Source organism: Paraburkholderia sp. CNPSo 3272, assembly GCF_024206495.1.
Classification (GTDB): domain Bacteria; phylum Pseudomonadota; class Gammaproteobacteria; order Burkholderiales; family Burkholderiaceae; genus Paraburkholderia.
In genome coordinates this window covers 119,267-135,460 of the sequence record NZ_JAMBPQ010000008.1, presented here as the reverse complement: position 1 = coordinate 135,460, position 16,194 = coordinate 119,267, and the positions used below count along the sequence as shown (strand labels likewise).

The window sequence follows — 16,194 nt, the reverse complement described above, 5'->3', positions numbered from 1 at the left end:
TATCTTGTGGATCACTGATCCAGATCCTGATTCCCAAGATACGGATCACTGATCCACTTGTCAAGAAAACTATGCGGGCCGACGCCAGAAAAAATTACGACCATCTACTAACAGTCGCGCGCGACGTCGTCAGCGAGCATGGCGCCGAAGCGTCCATGCGCGATATCGCCCGCCGGGCCGACGTCGGGTTGGCAACGCTGTTTCGTCATTTCCCCACTCGTGAAGCAATTTTCGAAGCGTTGCTGCGCGAGAATCTGGACGCACTGACGCAGAAGGCAGTGGAACTCGAAACGTCGAATCCCCCTGACGATGCGCTCGTGTCGTGGTTTCGCGAAGGGGTGGCATTCGTTCAGAGCTATAGCGGCGTCGTTGCCTTGATGGCGAGTGCTCACGCGACCCCGGACTCTGCGCTTTACGCTTCATGCGCAGCGGTGCACTCTGCGGGCGAGCGACTATTGCTCCGCGCTCAGGCCGAGGGAACAGCGCGCGTCGATATGAACGGGGACGACCTGTTCGCCCTGATGTCGGCGCTCGGCTGGCTCGGCGACCAACCCTCATTCGCGCCACGGGCCGATCATCTCTTTCACGTAATCGCGAGCGCCATCCTGACTGTCGGGAAGAGCAACGATGTCAAGAAGGCAAGGCGTTGAAGCAGATCGGTGATCGGATGCCTCGGGCCGGGAAGTCGCACATTTGCGGTTAATAACGTAACCACGACCACTTCGCGCCTGAATGGGCCGGCGGAAAAGTTGCCAATAAAGGCAGTGATTGCCCGGCTAGTGCGCCGTGTGCCCGTGACGGTTACGGTCAGTCGAAGTCATGCAGCAGGAGCGCCGGGATGCGTTGGGGCCGGCGTCCTCGGCTTGATCGTTGTCGCAGGGTCCGCGATTGCACTCAGGTCGAATGCGGGCGTGTCATATCGCGCCCCGTCGCGCGGCCCAGCATCCATTTTCTCCATGCGGAACATAAAAATGTTCGACATCGAAGGCGCGTTAAGAACAACGACGCGATCTATCAAGTGGGCAATGAAGCGAAGTCGTCGCGGAAAAAACGTATCCCATTGAACGTTTGGAATCAGGAAGAAGTCGATTTTCGATACTGGAAGATCGAGCTTTTCGATTGCTTTTAGCACTTTCGTGGCGTTGCAAAGCCGGTAATAGGCGGGGTAATTATTTGCCTGTGGAGCGATTGACCGACGGTAGAGATACTTTATGCCGAGTGTCTGCATAATCCGCACAATGACGGTGAACGGGTGCCGCGCGTTAGGTGACATTGACCAATACACGCCGCCAGGTTTGAGCACCTCGATCGTTTTGGCGAGAAACGAAGTCTCGTCGACGACATGTTCAACAACGTTATAGGAATAGGCGAGATCGTACGTATTCGACGGCACGGGGATCTCCTCCATCGCACAGGTCCACCGCTTCCTGATCAGCGGATGGGGTTGAACAGCGGGGAACGGGTCGACGCCATCAACTTCCCCAAGGACATGCTCGATCCTGCTGATGGTCGGATTGGTGCCGTGACCGCATCCGATGTCGAGAACGTGGCAGGATATTCCCGGCTCCGCGGCGAGACGGGTGGCATAGTATTCCTGAAAAAATGATCGATTAGCGTCATAGTGTTCGAATTTTCGATTGCAATCAACGTAGTGATATGAAATCGTAATGTCGCTCATTTCGACCTCTGAATTGGCTTGATGGGATTTAAATCACGATCTCAACAATAGGACACATGCGCGGAACCGTCAGCGATATTTATTTATTTTCGAGTGCGTTTTGGAAATGTAAAAAACGGCGATGTCAACGTTCGGAAACCGTGGATGGAAAACAGATTAGCTGGTTTGCGAAGGTCTATATTTCGCTGGTAACCCAACGTTCAGATGTCCGTGCAACGGTGAAATCGTTGACCGTTGGCGGCGCCCACGACCGAGCGCGTCTCGCGGTAGGCGAACTCAATACGGACCTGCATGCAACGTCGTCGCGACACCGTTGCGACTGCCAGCCGATTGAGCGCATGATGGGTGAACGCGGCTTGTGGTGTGCTCGTACTGCAGGTAAAGCAACGCCTGGCGCGGCGGTGATACCCGGAGCAGTGATGAAACGCACGGCGACGGCACAAGGAGCTGGCGATGAAATTCTATGCGCGTGAGTATGAAGGTCGGCTGGAAGTGTTTAGCTTCGACGGTGTTTATAGAATTCGCATCGCTCAGTTGTGCGGCGCGGCAAAAACAGCGTTCGCCGATACCGTCCAGTTGTGGATAGGTGACGGCGTACCAGCAGACGAAGCCGTTGCCCGAGAGGCCGAGTCGTTGGCTCGATTAATTAACGAATACTAGAAAATGACAAGTCGCGGTGGCAGCGGCACCGGCTTGAGTTTATGCACACCTAATCCATTGCTTACCACTCCGATGGCAAACGATGTTCAGAGGTCTCCGCGCACCTCACCGGTTCCCAGCGCGCTTCGCTGCCGGTTGACCTCCGCCCACAGCTCGTCGCTGTCGTCGTTGCGCAGCAGGACCACCCAGTCCAGTTGATTGCCCGCCACGCCGAAGTAATCCAGGAGTTCGCCGCGAACGGCATCGACGAACCGCGCGTATTCCGGAGTTGCCCGGGCCTGCGCGTGCAGGGCGTCGTAGGCCGCATCGTCCGCGCCGCCGCCGTGCTCGTCGATGTAACGCGAGATCCACTGGTCCCGTTCGCGGTCGTAGTCGGCCTCGGCGCGCATCGCCTGCACAGCCGTGTAGAAATCCAGTTGGGCAAACGCGGCGATCGCCGCCGTTGTTGCCTCGTCGAATGTCGTTGTCATCCCATATCTCTTGTTGACGGTGGCACATCATCTCACGGGCCGCACCCGGGCATCTTTGGGCGCCCCATCTGTGGTCGGCAAAGAAAGCTCACCTGGCGAGAGGTGCAATGCGGTCAACGTCCAGATCCGAAAGTCCAGATGCTTGTCGTTACCACCGACAACGACCTGAGTGCCCGTACTTGAAATAATCGGAAACACGTAGATTTTTCCCAGCCCGCGATCGCTAAAGTCAATACTTGCCCTTAGTCCGAACGGCGTCACGCGCACTAGTGCCGCGTCAGTCATATCGAGGCCCGGCTCCGCGGGCCGAACGTCGTGCCTTTGTCACACGCCTTCGACAAGAACGGCGCGATAGCGCGCGCCCTTGAACCGGTGCTGCGCGACTTCCTGATACGCCGGGCTGTCGTACCACGCACGTGCGGCCGCAGTCGACGGAAACTCCACTATCACGACGCCCTCTGGCGCTTCGCCCTCCAGAACCTGTTGAGGTCCGTAGGCGGCGAGAACCTTGACCGGATGACCTTTGAAGGTCTCGCCCACCTTGCTCTGGTAGATGTCGAGCTCACTCTGATCCTGCGTGCTTTCCTTCGTAAAGACAATATAAGTCGCCATCGCGTTGCTCCTCAGGTTGTGTGAAGGTCCGCACGATCATGCCATGAAACTGCATTGGGCCTCGGTACGCAGGGGCGGTGCGGATGTCGCCCCGTCATTGGGCAAGAGAACCCTCCCGATCCTCGCAAACAGAGGTTCGCGAGGCGATCCTGCAGGCGGCGTTCCCCACCCGACTGAAGGCATCGCCATGGCTGGTTAAACGTACAGTCTCGCAAGCCCCGGGGGGAAAGGTTAGACTCATCAGTCCGATGTCTACGCGGAGCAAACCATGGTCACGAGGACGGTCCGCCGTGCGTTGTCTGGCTTGACTTCCGCGTTCACGCCAATGCCAAGAGCAGGGCAACGGGCCGCGCGCACCTTGAAATCCGCGCAGCAACATGCCGATGAAGCCTGGAAACGTACGATGCAAGGAGGCGGTATCGTCTCGCATCGGAAAATTACAAAGCCGTGAGTTGCGGAACATAGAGGCCGTTCGAGGCGATGACCGTCGCCGCGACGCCCGGGAGGAATGGAGCCACGTCCATCTATCTCGGGTCGCTTCTTTTGGGGCGGCTGAGCACAACGACTGGATTGGCCATGTCGACAATAGCTGATGGCGGGAGGCGATCAGCTTCCTGCGCGCGCCCGACCAATAGATGACATCCCGCTCCGTCCCGCCCAAGGGTGAACGCTTCTACGTCCTCGATGCGAAGAACAGGCCTGTCGAGGTGTTCGACCGCAGCGAGTGGTCGCGCTGGATGGCGGAGAACGAATTGGTCTTTCGCCGTACATTGCTCGAAGAGTCCGGCGTGACGGTCACGACGCGCTTTCGCGGCGTGGCCGACGCGGGGGCTGCGGAACCCGCGCTCTTCGTGACGCGAGTCGCCGGAATGGAAGTGCACCATGACAACGAGAGCTATGGCGCTAGCACGCTCGAAGCGGCGCTCACGCGGCACGAACGCATCGTTCGGAAAATCCTGAAGAGTCTGACCGGTCGGTGACCGGTGCACCCATTCACGGCTGTCTGCCGCGAACGATCACAGGCTGGCGAGGCGTCCGTTCGCGGTTCAATCCCGCGTCAACCGGAAGTCGGGCCCCATCTCAACTTCTGCCAGCAGACTCCACCTTCGAACACCGCCGCCGGCGGCAGCCACATACAGCACCTGGCATCGGGGGATATCAGTCCGCTTTCGAAACCCTTTCGATCATCGGAAAGCTTCGGGATTCCGGCATTCGGCTGGCATTTGCGGCAAGGCGTGGGCCCCTTGGGAAATCCGTTCGCGGGTCGCGTGAACATGTTGTGGCATGATTTCAAGCTCTGCATTTGCCGTTTCGTTCGTATTCCGCTGAAACAGGGTGGATCGATGATCGATGACGTCAACCCCGGTTTCCGTCGCAGCCGCTCGCACTGGCATTCGCGCAGTGCGTCTCGCCGCCATGCAGCCTGCGAGACGCTCACGCGTGCTGCATGGGTCTCTCTCCTGATCGCCTTGTCCGGCTGCACGGTCGGCCCGGATTACCGTACGCCCGCGCCGCCCGCTACCGGCACGTACACGTCCACGCCGCTACCCGACCAAACGGCCACTGCGCCGGGCGCATCGGGTGTTCCGCAACAGTTCGTGGCCGGCCTGGACATTCCCGCCCAGTGGTGGACGCTCTATCATTGCGAGCCGCTCGACGCGCTGATCCGCGAGGCACTCGCCAACAGCCCCAACGTTGCCGCGGCGCAAGCGGCGCTCAGGCAGGCCGGAGAAAATCTTCGTGCGCAAATGGGCACTACGCTCTATCCGTCCGTCGATGCGAAGGCCAATGCGACGCGCGAGAAGTTCAACGGCGTCACGTTCGGGGAGCCGCAGCTAACGGAACTGCTGAACCTCTACAACGCATCGGTGAATGTGTCGTACAACCTCGATGTGTTCGGCGGCGGAAGGCGCGAGCTCGAGTCGTTGCGCTCGCAGGTCGATTACCAGGGTTTTCAGTTGCAAGCGGCGTATCTCGCGTTGTCCGCGAATATCGTGACGGCGGCCATCAAGGAAGCCTCGCTGCGGGAGCAGATCGAAGCGACGGCGCGAATCGCCGACGACGAAGACGCGCAACTCGGCATCATGCGCCAGCAGCTCGAACTGGGTGGCGTGAGCCGCCCAGCGGTACTTACGCAAGAAACGCTGGTGGCGCAGACGCGCGCGACATTGCCGCCGTTGCATCAGTCGCTCGACCAGACGCGTCACCAGCTCGCAGTCCTTGCGGGCAAGCCGCCGAGCGATGCGGATGTGCCCGAGTTCAGGATGTCGATGTTCACGCTGCCGCAAGCGTTGCCCGTCAGCGTGCCGTCTTCGCTCGTGCGGCAGCGTCCCGACATTCTCGCCGCCGATGCCACGCTGCATCAGGCGAGCGCCCAGGTCGGCGTGGCGACGGCGAACCTGTATCCGCAGCTCACGCTCTCCGCGAGTTACGGCCCGCAGGCGCTGACGCCAGCGGGCCTTCTTAAGTACGCCGACATGATCTGGAGCATCGGCGCAGGCATCACGCAGCCGATCTTTCACGGCGGCCAGTTGAGCGCGCAAAAGCGCGCGGCAGAAGCGGCATTCGACGAGGCCAACGCGCAATACCGTCAAACGGTGCTGCTCGCATTCCAGAACGTGGCCGATACGTTGCGCGCGCTCGAGCACGATGCAACCGGCCTGAGCGCGCAGACGCAAGCATGGCGTGCAGCCAGCGATTCGCTCGACCTGACGCGCGGCCAGTTTCGCATCGGCGGCGTCAGCTATCTGGCGCTGCTCGATGCACAGCGTCAATACCAGCAGACCGTCGTGAATCTCGCGCAGGCGCAGGCCGCGCGCTATGCGGACACGGCGGCGCTGTTTCAGGCGCTCGGCGGCGGCTGGTGGAACGACACGGCGACGAGCCAGGCAGCCCAGCCGACCCCGCCCATGCCGAAATGAATCCTTTCGCAGTGACCGTCCCTGCCAGGACATGACGATGACGACGAAAAAGCCGATGGCAAAGCGGATGATCATCATGCTGATCTGCGTGGGCATACTGCTCGGCGCGCTGGTCGGCTTCAATCTGTTCAGGGCGCACATGATCAAGAAGTTCATGGCAAGCAACGCTGCGCCGCCCGCCACCGTCACGGCCGCTATCGCGAGCTATCAAACATGGCAGCCGCAGCTTGCCGCTGTGGGCAGCCTGCGCGCGGTGCGCGGCGTGGACGTGACGACGGAAGTGGCCGGGCTCGTGCGCGAGATCGCGTTCAACTCGGGCCAGGAGGTGAAGACAGGCCAGGTGCTAGTGCGCCTGAACGACGATTCGGACCGCGCGCAACTCGCGTCGCTGCAGGCAGCGGCGGACCTTGCGCAAACGGTCTACAAGCGCGACAAGGCGCAGTTCGATATTCAGGCGATTGCCAGGGCGCAGCTCGATGCCGACGCCGCCGACCTCAAGAGCAAACGAGCCCAGGTCGATCAACAGGCCGCCCTCGTCGTAAAGAAGACGATTCGCGCGCCGTTCGCGGGACGCGTCGGCATCACGACGGTCAATCCCGGCCAGTACCTCAATCCGGGCGACGCCATCGTCACGCTGCAAGCCATCGACCCGATCTACGCCGACTTCTTTCTGCCGCAGCAGCAACTCGGCCAATTGCAGGTGGGCCAGACCATCGTCGTCGATACGGATGCGTTCGGCAACCGCACGTTCGACGGCAAGATTCGCTCGATCAATCCGCGCGTGGACAGCAGCACGCGCAACGTCCAGATCGAGGCGACAGTCGACAATCGCGAGCGCAAGCTGCTGCCTGGCATGTATGCGAACGTGAAGATTGATGCGGGCGGCGCGCAGCGCTATCTGACCTTGCCGCAAACGGCGATTACCTATAACCCGTATGGCGCGACCGTGTTCATCGTGAAGCCCGGCGAACATAAGAATGCACAAGGCAAGATGGTGCCCGTCGCGCAACAGGTGTTTGTCACCCCGGGGCCGACGCGCGGCGACCAGGTCGCGATTCTCAAGGGCATCAGCGAAGGCACGCAGGTCGTGACGAGCGGGCAGCTGAAACTGAAAAACGGCACGCCCCTCGTGATCGACAACCGCGTGCTGCCTTCGAATAGCCCGAACCCGACGCCTCAGGAACAATAGAAGAGCGCGCGATGAAATTCACCGACATCTTCATTGAACGGCCTGTCCTCGCATCGGTGGTGAGTCTGCTGATACTCGTGCTCGGCTTGCGCTCGCTTGCGGCGCTGAAGGTCAGCGAGTATCCGCAAACCGAAAACGGCGTGGTGACGATCACCACCGCGTACTATGGCGCGAGCGCCGACACGATGGCCGGCTTCATCACGCAACCGCTCGAAGCCGCGATCGCACAGGCACAGGGTATCGACTACATGTCGTCGACGAGCACCACGGGTGTCTCGACGATCACCGCGACGCTGCGGCTCAATTACGATTCCAACCGCGCGCTCACGGAGATCAACACGCAGATCGCATCGGTGCGCAACCAGTTGCCGCCGCAGGCGCAACAGCCCGTGCTGACCGTGCAAGTGGGTCAAACCACCGACGCGATGTACATGGGCTTTTACAGCGACGTGCTGCCGAGCAACAACGTCACGGATTATCTGCTGCGTGTCGTGAAGCCGAAGCTCGATTCGGTCCAGGGCGTGCAGACGGCGGAAGTGCTCGGCGGCCGTCAGTTCGCGCTGCGCGCATGGCTCGACTCGAGCAGGCTCGCCGCGCACAACGTGACCGCCGCCGACGTCTTCACGGCGCTCGGCAACAACAACTATCTGGCGACGCTTGGCACGACTAAAGGCCAGATGATAAGCGTCGATCTGAATGCGGGCACAGACCTGCATTCCGTCGAGGACTTCAAGAAACTCGTCGTCACGCAGAAGAACGGCGCGATCGTGCGCCTCGAAGATGTCGCGAACGTCGTGCTCGGCGCGGACAATTACGACTTCAACGTCGCGTTCAGCGGCAAACGGTCGGTGTTCATCGGCATCAAGGTGGCGCCCGATGCGAACGTGCTCGACGTCGCGAAGCGCGTGAAAGCGATTTTCCCGGAACTGCAGCGGCAGTTCCCGACGGGCATGACGGGCGACATCGTCTACGATGCGACCGACTTCATCAACACGGCGATCGCAGAAGTGGTGAAGACGCTCGTCGAGGCGCTGTTGATCGTGACGGTCGTGATCTTCCTTTTCCTTGGCAGCTTGCGCGCGGTGATCGTGCCCGTGATCGCGATGCCGCTCTCGCTGATCGGCACGTTCTTCGTGATGCAGGTGCTCGGCTATTCAATCAATCTGCTGACACTGCTTGCGCTCGTGCTCGCCATCGGCCTCGTGGTCGACGATGCGATCATCGTGGTCGAGAACGTCGACCGGCACATGAAGGAGGAGGGCAGGCGGCCTTTCGAAGCCGCACTGATCGCGGCGCGCGAACTCGGCGGCCCGATTCTCGCGATGACAGTCGTGCTGATCGCCGTGTACGTGCCGATCGGATTTCAGGGCGGATTGACTGGGGCGCTTTTCACTGAGTTTGCGTTCACGCTCGCGGGCGCCGTCACCGTGTCGGGCGTGATCGCGCTGACGCTTTCGCCGATGATGTGCTCGCGCTTTTTCCGCATGGACCAGCAGTCGGGCCGCTTCCCGCGCTTCGTCGACCGGCAGTTCGAACGTGTGCATCACGGCTACCGGCGCCTGTTGCATGCGATGCTCGACACGTGGCCCGTGTTCGTCGCGATGGGGGCGCTGCTCCTGTGCGGCACCGTCTATCTCTTCATGACGTCGCAATCGGAGCTTGCACCTCAGGAGGACCAGGGCATCGTCCTGTCCCAGGTCCTGGGGCCGCCGAACGCGACGATCCAGCAGATGCAGACCTACGCGGATCAGGTCTTCGAGATCTCGCAGCAGTTGCCCGAATACGCGCAGATGTTCCAGCTTACGGGCGTGCCGACGTTGAATCAGGGTATCGGCGGCGTGCTCTTCAAGACGTGGGACAAGCGCAAGAAGGGCGCGACGCAATTACAGCAGGAATTGCAGCAGAAGTGGAACGGCATCGCGGGCGCGCGTGTCGCCGCATTTCAGTTTCCGCCCCTGCCGGGCGCGCAAGGACTGCCCGTGCAATTCGTCATCAGCACGACGGAGCCGTTCGAGAACCTCAACGAAGTGTCGCAAGCCGTGCTGCAAAAGGCGCGCGCAAGCGGCATGTTCTTCTTCGTCGACAGCGATCTGAAGATCGACAAGCCGGAAAGCGTGTTGCTCGTGGACCGCGACAAAGTCGCTTCTCTCGGCCTCACGCAAAGCGATGTCGGGCAGACGCTGGGCGCGGCGCTCGGCGGGAACTTCGTCAACTACTTTTCGATTGCCGGCCGCTCGTACAAGGTGATTCCGCAGGTACTGCAAACGGACCGGCTGAACCCCTCGCAAGTGCTCGATTATTACTTGCGCACGCCCGATGGCAGTGTGATTCCCGCATCGACGGTCACGCATCTGAAACGCAACGTCGTCCCCGAGTCGATCAATCACTTCCAGCAGCTGAATTCGGCCACGATTTCCGGCGTGCTCGCGCCGGGCATCTCGCAGAGCGAAGTGCTCGACTTCCTGCGCAATGCCACCATCGACGTCGCGCCGGCGGGATACACGGCCGATTATTCCGGTTTGTCGCGACAATTCGTGCAGGAGTCCGGCGGCTTCGTGACCACGCTGCTGCTGGCGACGATCATCGTGTTTCTCGCGCTCGCCGCTCAGTTCGAGAGCTTTCGCGATCCGGTCGTGATTCTCGTGTCGGTGCCGATGGCGCTGTTCGGCGCGCTGATCTTCATCAACGTGGGACTCACGACGCTCAACATTTACACGCAAGTGGGACTCGTCACGCTGATGGGCCTCGTCAGCAAGCACGGCATTCTGATCGTGCAGTTCGCTAATGAACTGCAACGCGCGGGGCGCGGCAAGCGCGAAGCGCTCGAAGAAGCGGCGGGCGTGCGCTTGCGGCCGATCCTGATGACGACGGCCGCGATGGTGCTGGGCGTCGTGCCGCTCGTGATCGCATCGGGTGCGGGCGCGGCCGGCCGCAACGCGATGGGACTCGTGATCTTCACGGGGATGTCGATCGGCACGCTGTTCACGCTGTTCGTCGTGCCTGCGATGTATATGTTCCTTGCCGCGGACCACCATCGGGACAGGAAGCATCCGGAGCAGGCCTGAGCAACCGAAGAGACTTCAGGACTTCCTGGATGTCTTCGCCACGAACGGTGTGGGGATGTGCTCAACCTTCTCGCTGCCACACTTAGGGCAAGGCGGATGAGCGGATTCATGTTCAGCAAGATGCTCGGCATGCTCGAACATCTCACCGCACTTCTCGCATCTGTACTGGTAAGTCGGCATGGTATTCCTCTAACGAGAATCCGGGCGATAACCCATTCTAGTGCAGGAAATGGGGGTGCTCTTCGGTGTCAGACCGAGCCGCCGGCTAGTGCTTGCGATGCATCCAGCTCATATGGTGCGTGTCGAGCCACTGGTTCAGGCTCTCTTGCGGGTGCTCGCGCCTGTAGCGACGGGACAGGGCCATGGCGACGACAACGAGAACCACGAGGCCAACCCAAAAACTGATCATCGGCTGAGTCATGGCAGCCTCCTTCGGAATGCAATCATGTCTGAATTCTAGTGCCGAGGCGGCGGACTTCGCCCCGAAAGTTTGTCGTGGCGATCATTTCGGGCCGGCGCGCAGCGCGGGATCGCGTGCACGTGGCCGGTGGTATGTCTGTTCCCATTGCCTAAAATGAAGTGTTGCGGGGGAGGGCAGCAGGGCCGTACCCCACGCGGCCCTCTCGAACGTCGCCTTGTAACGAGGACCCGTGAGAGTCAGCTATGTAGTGCTTGCACAATTCACTGCCGACCGCGTAACCACAGCACGCTCGCTGCGCTGCGCGGGCGACGCTGGCGATGTTTTCTTCGAGGAGGTCAAATGAACACCAAGGACAAAGGCAACGTGCGCGCCTTCGTGCAGACGGCCGAACAGATCGGCGGATGGGTGTGGGTTATCTCGCTCGTCGACTTCGATGCGCGCGAAGTGCGGCGCTCGCTCGTGGCCGAAGAACCCTTCTCCACCGAGCGCGCGGCGAAAGACGCGGGCAACGCTCGTCTTGAAGCGCTCGCACACGATCAGTAGCCGCGCAGGCAGTGTTCCCATGGGCGGTTGAATGCGCCGGAGTGCCAAGGAGCGGCGATTGGCACGCCTACGCCAATCGCAAATCCCACAACACATCCAGTACGTGTTGCGTGGAACGCTCAACGTAGCCCGCACGATATGCGATACCGAGCCGTCGCGACAACGCCGGGCGCAGCGCACGCATGACGATGCGTTTATCGGGTAATGGCGTAGTGGCCTCGTGGGGCAACAGCGTTGCGCCGTAACCTGCCGCGACCAGACTCTTGATCGCGTCGTTGTAGTTGAGTTGAATGCGCGGCACAGGATGCTGCCCACCGGTTGCGAACCACTCCGCGGTCAGACGCGACAGCCGCGTGGTCGCATCATTGAGAATGAGAGATTGGGCGGCGAGCCATTCAGGGGTAATGCGGGCGGGACACTGCCAATGCGCCGGCAAAAAGGCCATCACGGGGTCGCGGCGCCAGGGCTTTAACACGAGCCCGGCCACCGGGGGCTGAGGCAGCGCGACCAGCCCGACATCCAGCTTTCCATCCAGCAGCCGGGACAGGGTTTCTTGCGAAGTCAGCACTGCGATCTGGATGTCGATGGCGGGATGGTGCTTGCGCAGAACCTCGAGCGCTTGCGGCAGCAGGTGCGCGATCACGCCCGTGGACGCGCCGAGACGCGCGCGCCCTTCGAGTCCCTCTACCTGGCGTTGAATATCGTCCAACGCCTGCTCCGCGTCGGCCAGCAGTCGGCGCGCGCGCTCCACCAGCACCTCGCCGATAGACGTGGGCGCCACCTGTCCGCGCTTGCGTGACAGGAGGGGCGCCCCAATGCGGTCTTCGAGTTCGGCGATGTGCAGGCTGACCGTTGGCGGCGCCAGGTGCAATGCACGCGCCGCATCGGCAAACGAACCACGGTCGGCAACGGCGACCAGAGTGCGCAGGCGGTCCAGGCTGATCTCTCGCATGACGGCGTCCAGATTCAGAAAAACTGAATGTTTTCGTTATGAAATTCAACTTTCTCTATTCTAGCCAACCGCGCAACATAGGGGCTCGTTTTCACCTGTTACAACCCACAGTCAGCGGAGTCATCCACGTATGAGCTCTCCCATAGTCTTCATCGACGGCGACCAAGGCACCACCGGGCTGCAGATCCACGACCGGCTGCGCAACCGGACCGACATCAGACTGTTCACACTTGCCGCTGCGGAGCGCAAAGATCCGCGGCGTCGCGCAGAAGCCATCAACGCCTGCGACATCGCCATTCTGTGTTTGCCGGATGCCGCCGCGCGCGAGGCAGTGGCCGCCATTGCCAATCCTGCCGTCCGGGTTATCGACGCGAGCTCCGCTCACCGCATACAGCCGGACTGGACTTACGGTTTTCCGGAAATGACGCCGGGGCAGGTTGAGCAAATTGCGAACGCATCCCGGGTCACCAATCCCGGTTGCTATCCGACCGGTGCAGTTGGCCTGCTGCGTCCGTTGGTGCAGGCCGGGCTCATACCAGGCAATTACCCTATCAGCATTCATGCGGTATCCGGCTACTCCGGACGCGGGCGTGCCGGCGTGGAGGAACATGAGGGGCCGGGAGCCGCCAATGCGCCTTCATACCAGGTCTATGGCCTTGAGCTCGCGCACAAGCACACACCGGAGATCCAGCAGCACGCCTCGCTTGCGCAGCGTCCGATTTTCGTCCCTGCGTACGGAGCGTTCCGCCAGGGCGTCGTGCTGACGGTGCCGCTCGCGTTGCGGCTGCTGGCGCCCGGCGTGGATGGCACCACGGTGCACGCGTGCCTCGCACGCCACTATGCCGAGGCAACGCACGTCCGAGTCTTGCCGCTGCACGAATCGAGCGCGTTAAAACACCTGGATCCGCAAGTGCTGAACGGTACGAACGACATGCACTTAAGCGTATTTCATGACCCGGAGCACGGGCACGTCCTGCTGTCCGCGGTTTTCGATAATCTCGGCAAAGGCGCATCCGGCGCTGCGGTTCAGAACCTGAACCTCATGCTCACGCGGCAATAGTGGCAACCCCGGATACCGGCCGTTCGCGATGGAAGTCGCTCTGGCAGTCAGCCACCGCTCTTCCATTCCATTTTCTGCACGCTGATGCCGGGCTGATTGGCTAGCGCTTCTCGTTCGGGCAAGAACTGGAAGCCATGTCGGCGATAGAGACCTACCGCGCCGGTGTTGTCTGGCGAGACTCTCAACACGACTCTTTGCTGTCCGCGTGCGATCGCGCGCGCCTGGATTGCGCTGACCAGGCGACCCGCAATTCCCAAGCGTCGGCACGTCGAGTCAACCCACATAGCAATCAGGTTGTATTCGCGCGAGCGGCTTATCGCGTCGCCGATAAGACCGACTGCCTGCCCTTGGACTATGGCTAGCAGATATTGCGGCTGCGTCTGACCTGAAGCACATTCGCGCCATTGCTGCTCGCTATATGCGGCGGCGGTGGCGTAACTCAGGCCGTACGCCCTTGGACTGTCGAGCAGCGCGGCAAGGAAGACCGTCTTCAAGGTTTGCCAGTCTTCTTCCGCGGTCGGGCGAATTAGAACAGGGCTCGCCTCTGGGCGATGGCGAGCTTTAATGATTGCTTTCATTAAGCTTTCTGCGTGATGCGCTAAATCGGACGAAATGACGTGGCGGACAGAAAGGGGAATCGAGGGGAAACGGCTTGTGTCGATCGCGCCTGCCGCTGGTTAACGACGGCTATCGCCAAACCTGAATGTCCATGGCCGGGTCTTGCCAGAGAGCCGCGGATTCGATCCAGCGAACGCGCCGGAGCCATTTCATGCAGTGCTGACCCGCAACCTCTGTCCGGCCTGTGCGCCATGGCTGGCAAGGGACGCAGCCTGGCACCGCCGCATCGCTTCGCCTGCAGAACGGGCGCGTAGTGAAACAGTTACAAATTTAAGTATTGACGACGATCCACCCGGCAGGTAGGCTCCTGCACGAAGTTCAAGAAGTTCGATTGCTGTTCATCAATTGCTCGCTCCTCGGCGGTATTCGTTGTCCTTTCCCTCCTTGAAGCTTCACGCGCTCTGCGATAGGGCAATTTTTACATTCTTTTCCTCAAGGATTCTTCATGGAAACCGGCACCGTTAAGTGGTTCAACGACAGCAAGGGCTTCGGCTTCATCACCCCGGACAAGGGCGGCGACGACCTGTTCGCTCACTTCTCCGAAATCAGGAGCGAAGGCTTCAAGACGCTGGCTGAAAATCAGAAGGTGAGCTTCGAAACGAAGCAAGGCCCGAAGGGGCTGCAAGCGGCTAACATCAAGCCGCTGTAATTGTTGAAGGGCCCGGTTATCCCGTGATGGATGCCGGGCTGCAGCGACACCCTCGCGGAGCGTAGTCTCCCTCAGTTGGCGCGATCACTCCTGATTGGCATCTGTGTTGAGCAGCTTGCCAGGCGCCATACGCCTCGTTGCACCTCATTCTCCCCTCAGGCTTCAACGCCATTTTTGGCTCTTCGAGTGCGTCATTGATCGGCTCGAATGGCTTTGAATCGGCGCACCCGTGCACTTTTCGCACGGCAGCTGCGCACTCAAATATCATTAAAATTAAAATGCAACACAAACAAGTTCAACAATACAACGGCTATGCCGTCGAATCCTCGGCGCATCGTTTGCCCGACGGAAGCTTTTCATCGAACCTGCTGCTCGAACGCATCGATAGCGCGCGCGACGAGGGCCGCTACTGGTTCTATTCGCTCGAGTACTTCAAGAGTGAAGAACAGGCGCTCCAGCACTCGACCGTGTGGGCGCGCAACTGGATCGACATGCGCGGTTAAAGACGACGCCACGTTTCGCAACACCCAACGCATCTACGGCGCCTGGGTAGGTGCAATGACCCGTGCCCGAACATCACGCAGGATCCCGAACTGCGCATCGCCGGCACTCACGGCTGACAACGTCCGCACCTTCTGGCCCCGCCGAAAGTGACGGGCAAATGGCAACCTTCGGTTACAATACAGGACTAGTTCGCTTCGTACAGCATCAAAAGACGCGAGTTGATTAGTCGCGAACTTTCCTTTGATTGATAGTCCAGTGAAGCCGGCGATACCGTGCGCGCTGGACTGCACGCCCCGACTCGCATCGGCATTGCGAGCCGCCGCGTCTGGCAGATTCCCTTGCGTACCTGATTCGCCGTCAGACAAGACGGTGTCCATGACTTCCTGAACGCAAGGGCTACCCACCAATCTTCATGCTTCCCACTACCGCGCGAGCACGCGTCGATCAACGCTCGCGACTTCTTCCTCACGGCGGCGTGCGAGCCCACGTGCCGCTAATCGATCAGGAACCTTGAATGGCCAAAGAAGAACTGCTGGAACTCGACGGTATCGTTGATGAAGTGCTGCCAGACAGCCGCTACCGCGTCACGCTCGACAACGGCGTGGTGGTGGGTGCGTACGCGTCCGGTCGTATTCGCAAAAACCACATTCGCATCCTTGCTGGCGATCGCGTAACGCTGGAACTTTCGGTGTACGACCTGACGAAAGGACGAATCAATTTTCGCCATAAGGATGAGCGCAGCAGTGCCACAGCGCCAAGACCCGCATTTCGCCGTCGTTGATGGCGCGACACGCGAGCGCCGGCTGGCATAGATCCTTGTCTGTACCACGACGCTGCGTGCCTATCTTTATC

Annotated in this window: 19 protein-coding genes; 12 read left to right on the top strand and 7 right to left on the bottom strand. The window is 60.7% G+C overall.

Annotated features, from left to right (window positions below; translation table 11 throughout):
• The first annotated feature begins 71 nt into the window (after positions 1-71).
• Positions 72-650, top strand: a complete 579-nt coding sequence (locus tag M3I53_RS13025; protein ID WP_254316330.1) for a TetR/AcrR family transcriptional regulator — start codon at positions 72-74, stop codon at positions 648-650.
• A gap of 167 nt (positions 651-817) precedes the next feature.
• Here the strand turns inward: M3I53_RS13025 and M3I53_RS13020 are convergent, their stop codons facing one another.
• Complete coding sequence (locus M3I53_RS13020) at positions 818-1,678, bottom strand: bifunctional 2-polyprenyl-6-hydroxyphenol methylase/3-demethylubiquinol 3-O-methyltransferase UbiG (RefSeq protein ID WP_254316329.1); 861 nt, start codon at positions 1,676-1,678, stop codon at positions 818-820.
• A 56-nt stretch (positions 1,679-1,734) separates the two neighbouring features.
• On the opposite strand from M3I53_RS13020, the gene M3I53_RS13015 reads away from it, so the two are divergent.
• Both M3I53_RS13015 and M3I53_RS13010 read left to right on the top strand, forming a co-directional pair.
• Positions 1,735-2,151, top strand: coding sequence for a hypothetical protein (locus M3I53_RS13015; RefSeq protein WP_254316328.1), 417 nt, complete (start codon positions 1,735-1,737; stop codon positions 2,149-2,151).
• Positions 2,132-2,338, top strand: a complete 207-nt coding sequence (locus tag M3I53_RS13010; protein WP_254316327.1) for a hypothetical protein — start codon at positions 2,132-2,134, stop codon at positions 2,336-2,338. Before M3I53_RS13015 ends, M3I53_RS13010 begins: the two co-directional genes overlap by 20 nt.
• Before the next feature lie 86 nt (positions 2,339-2,424).
• Here the strand turns inward: M3I53_RS13010 and M3I53_RS13005 are convergent, their stop codons facing one another.
• The gene (locus M3I53_RS13005; RefSeq protein WP_254316326.1) at positions 2,425-2,808 is read right to left on the bottom strand and encodes an ATP-dependent protease; all 384 of its coding nucleotides are present in this window, start codon (positions 2,806-2,808) and stop codon (positions 2,425-2,427) included.
• A gap of 324 nt (positions 2,809-3,132) precedes the next feature.
• The gene (locus M3I53_RS13000; protein WP_254316324.1) at positions 3,133-3,420 is read right to left on the bottom strand and encodes a DUF1330 domain-containing protein; all 288 of its coding nucleotides are present in this window, start codon (positions 3,418-3,420) and stop codon (positions 3,133-3,135) included.
• A 635-nt stretch (positions 3,421-4,055) separates the two neighbouring features.
• Between M3I53_RS13000 and M3I53_RS12995 the strand changes: the two genes are divergently transcribed.
• The 4 genes from M3I53_RS12995 (at position 4,056) to M3I53_RS12980 (ending at position 10,595) form a co-directional block, all read left to right on the top strand.
• Positions 4,056-4,400 (top strand): hypothetical protein, encoded by a 345-nt coding sequence (locus tag M3I53_RS12995; RefSeq protein WP_254316323.1) that lies wholly within the window; start codon positions 4,056-4,058, stop codon positions 4,398-4,400.
• 363 nt (positions 4,401-4,763) lie between these two features.
• Complete coding sequence (locus tag M3I53_RS12990) at positions 4,764-6,341, top strand: efflux transporter outer membrane subunit (RefSeq protein WP_254316322.1); 1,578 nt, start codon at positions 4,764-4,766, stop codon at positions 6,339-6,341.
• A 37-nt stretch (positions 6,342-6,378) separates the two neighbouring features.
• Positions 6,379-7,530, top strand: a complete 1,152-nt coding sequence (locus M3I53_RS12985; protein WP_254316321.1) for an efflux RND transporter periplasmic adaptor subunit — start codon at positions 6,379-6,381, stop codon at positions 7,528-7,530.
• An 11-nt stretch (positions 7,531-7,541) separates the two neighbouring features.
• Positions 7,542-10,595 (top strand): efflux RND transporter permease subunit, encoded by a 3,054-nt coding sequence (locus M3I53_RS12980; protein WP_254316320.1) that lies wholly within the window; start codon positions 7,542-7,544, stop codon positions 10,593-10,595.
• Positions 10,596-10,610: 15 nt separating this feature from the next.
• Here M3I53_RS12980 and M3I53_RS12975 read toward each other — a convergent pair whose 3' ends face one another.
• Together M3I53_RS12975 and M3I53_RS12970 are read right to left on the bottom strand one after the other, a co-directional pair.
• Positions 10,611-10,775: a zinc ribbon domain-containing protein gene (locus M3I53_RS12975; RefSeq protein ID WP_254316319.1), complete on the bottom strand. Its 165-nt coding sequence runs from the start codon at positions 10,773-10,775 to the stop codon at positions 10,611-10,613.
• Positions 10,776-10,860: 85 nt separating this feature from the next.
• Positions 10,861-11,016 carry a hypothetical protein gene (locus tag M3I53_RS12970; protein WP_254316318.1) on the bottom strand — a complete coding sequence of 52 codons (156 nt, stop codon included), beginning with the start codon at positions 11,014-11,016 and terminating at the stop codon, positions 10,861-10,863.
• Between the two features lie 339 nt (positions 11,017-11,355).
• Between M3I53_RS12970 and M3I53_RS12965 the strand changes: the two genes are divergently transcribed.
• Complete coding sequence (locus M3I53_RS12965) at positions 11,356-11,559, top strand: hypothetical protein (RefSeq protein WP_254316316.1); 204 nt, start codon at positions 11,356-11,358, stop codon at positions 11,557-11,559.
• Between the two features lie 67 nt (positions 11,560-11,626).
• On the opposite strand, the gene M3I53_RS12960 is transcribed toward M3I53_RS12965, so the two are convergent.
• Positions 11,627-12,511 carry a LysR family transcriptional regulator gene (locus M3I53_RS12960; protein ID WP_254316314.1) on the bottom strand — a complete coding sequence of 295 codons (885 nt, stop codon included), beginning with the start codon at positions 12,509-12,511 and terminating at the stop codon, positions 11,627-11,629.
• A 130-nt stretch (positions 12,512-12,641) separates the two neighbouring features.
• On the opposite strand from M3I53_RS12960, the gene argC reads away from it, so the two are divergent.
• Positions 12,642-13,571: an N-acetyl-gamma-glutamyl-phosphate reductase gene (gene argC, locus M3I53_RS12955; RefSeq protein ID WP_254316313.1), complete on the top strand. Its 930-nt coding sequence runs from the start codon at positions 12,642-12,644 to the stop codon at positions 13,569-13,571.
• A 47-nt stretch (positions 13,572-13,618) separates the two neighbouring features.
• Here the strand turns inward: argC and M3I53_RS12950 are convergent, their stop codons facing one another.
• Complete coding sequence (locus M3I53_RS12950; RefSeq protein ID WP_254316312.1) at positions 13,619-14,149, bottom strand: GNAT family N-acetyltransferase; 531 nt, start codon at positions 14,147-14,149, stop codon at positions 13,619-13,621.
• A gap of 485 nt (positions 14,150-14,634) precedes the next feature.
• Here M3I53_RS12950 and M3I53_RS12945 point away from each other — a divergent pair, with 485 nt between their 5' ends.
• The 3 genes from M3I53_RS12945 to infA all read left to right on the top strand — a co-directional run bounded on the left by M3I53_RS12945 (position 14,635) and on the right by infA (position 16,123).
• The gene (locus tag M3I53_RS12945) at positions 14,635-14,838 is read left to right on the top strand and encodes a cold-shock protein (protein WP_027797648.1); all 204 of its coding nucleotides are present in this window, start codon (positions 14,635-14,637) and stop codon (positions 14,836-14,838) included.
• 278 nt (positions 14,839-15,116) lie between these two features.
• Positions 15,117-15,341 carry a hypothetical protein gene (locus M3I53_RS12940; protein WP_254316311.1) on the top strand — a complete coding sequence of 75 codons (225 nt, stop codon included), beginning with the start codon at positions 15,117-15,119 and terminating at the stop codon, positions 15,339-15,341.
• A 515-nt stretch (positions 15,342-15,856) separates the two neighbouring features.
• On the top strand, positions 15,857-16,123 hold the full coding sequence (infA, locus tag M3I53_RS12935) for a translation initiation factor IF-1 (RefSeq protein WP_254316310.1): 267 nt from the start codon (positions 15,857-15,859) through the stop codon (positions 16,121-16,123).
• Positions 16,124-16,194 lie beyond the last annotated feature (71 nt).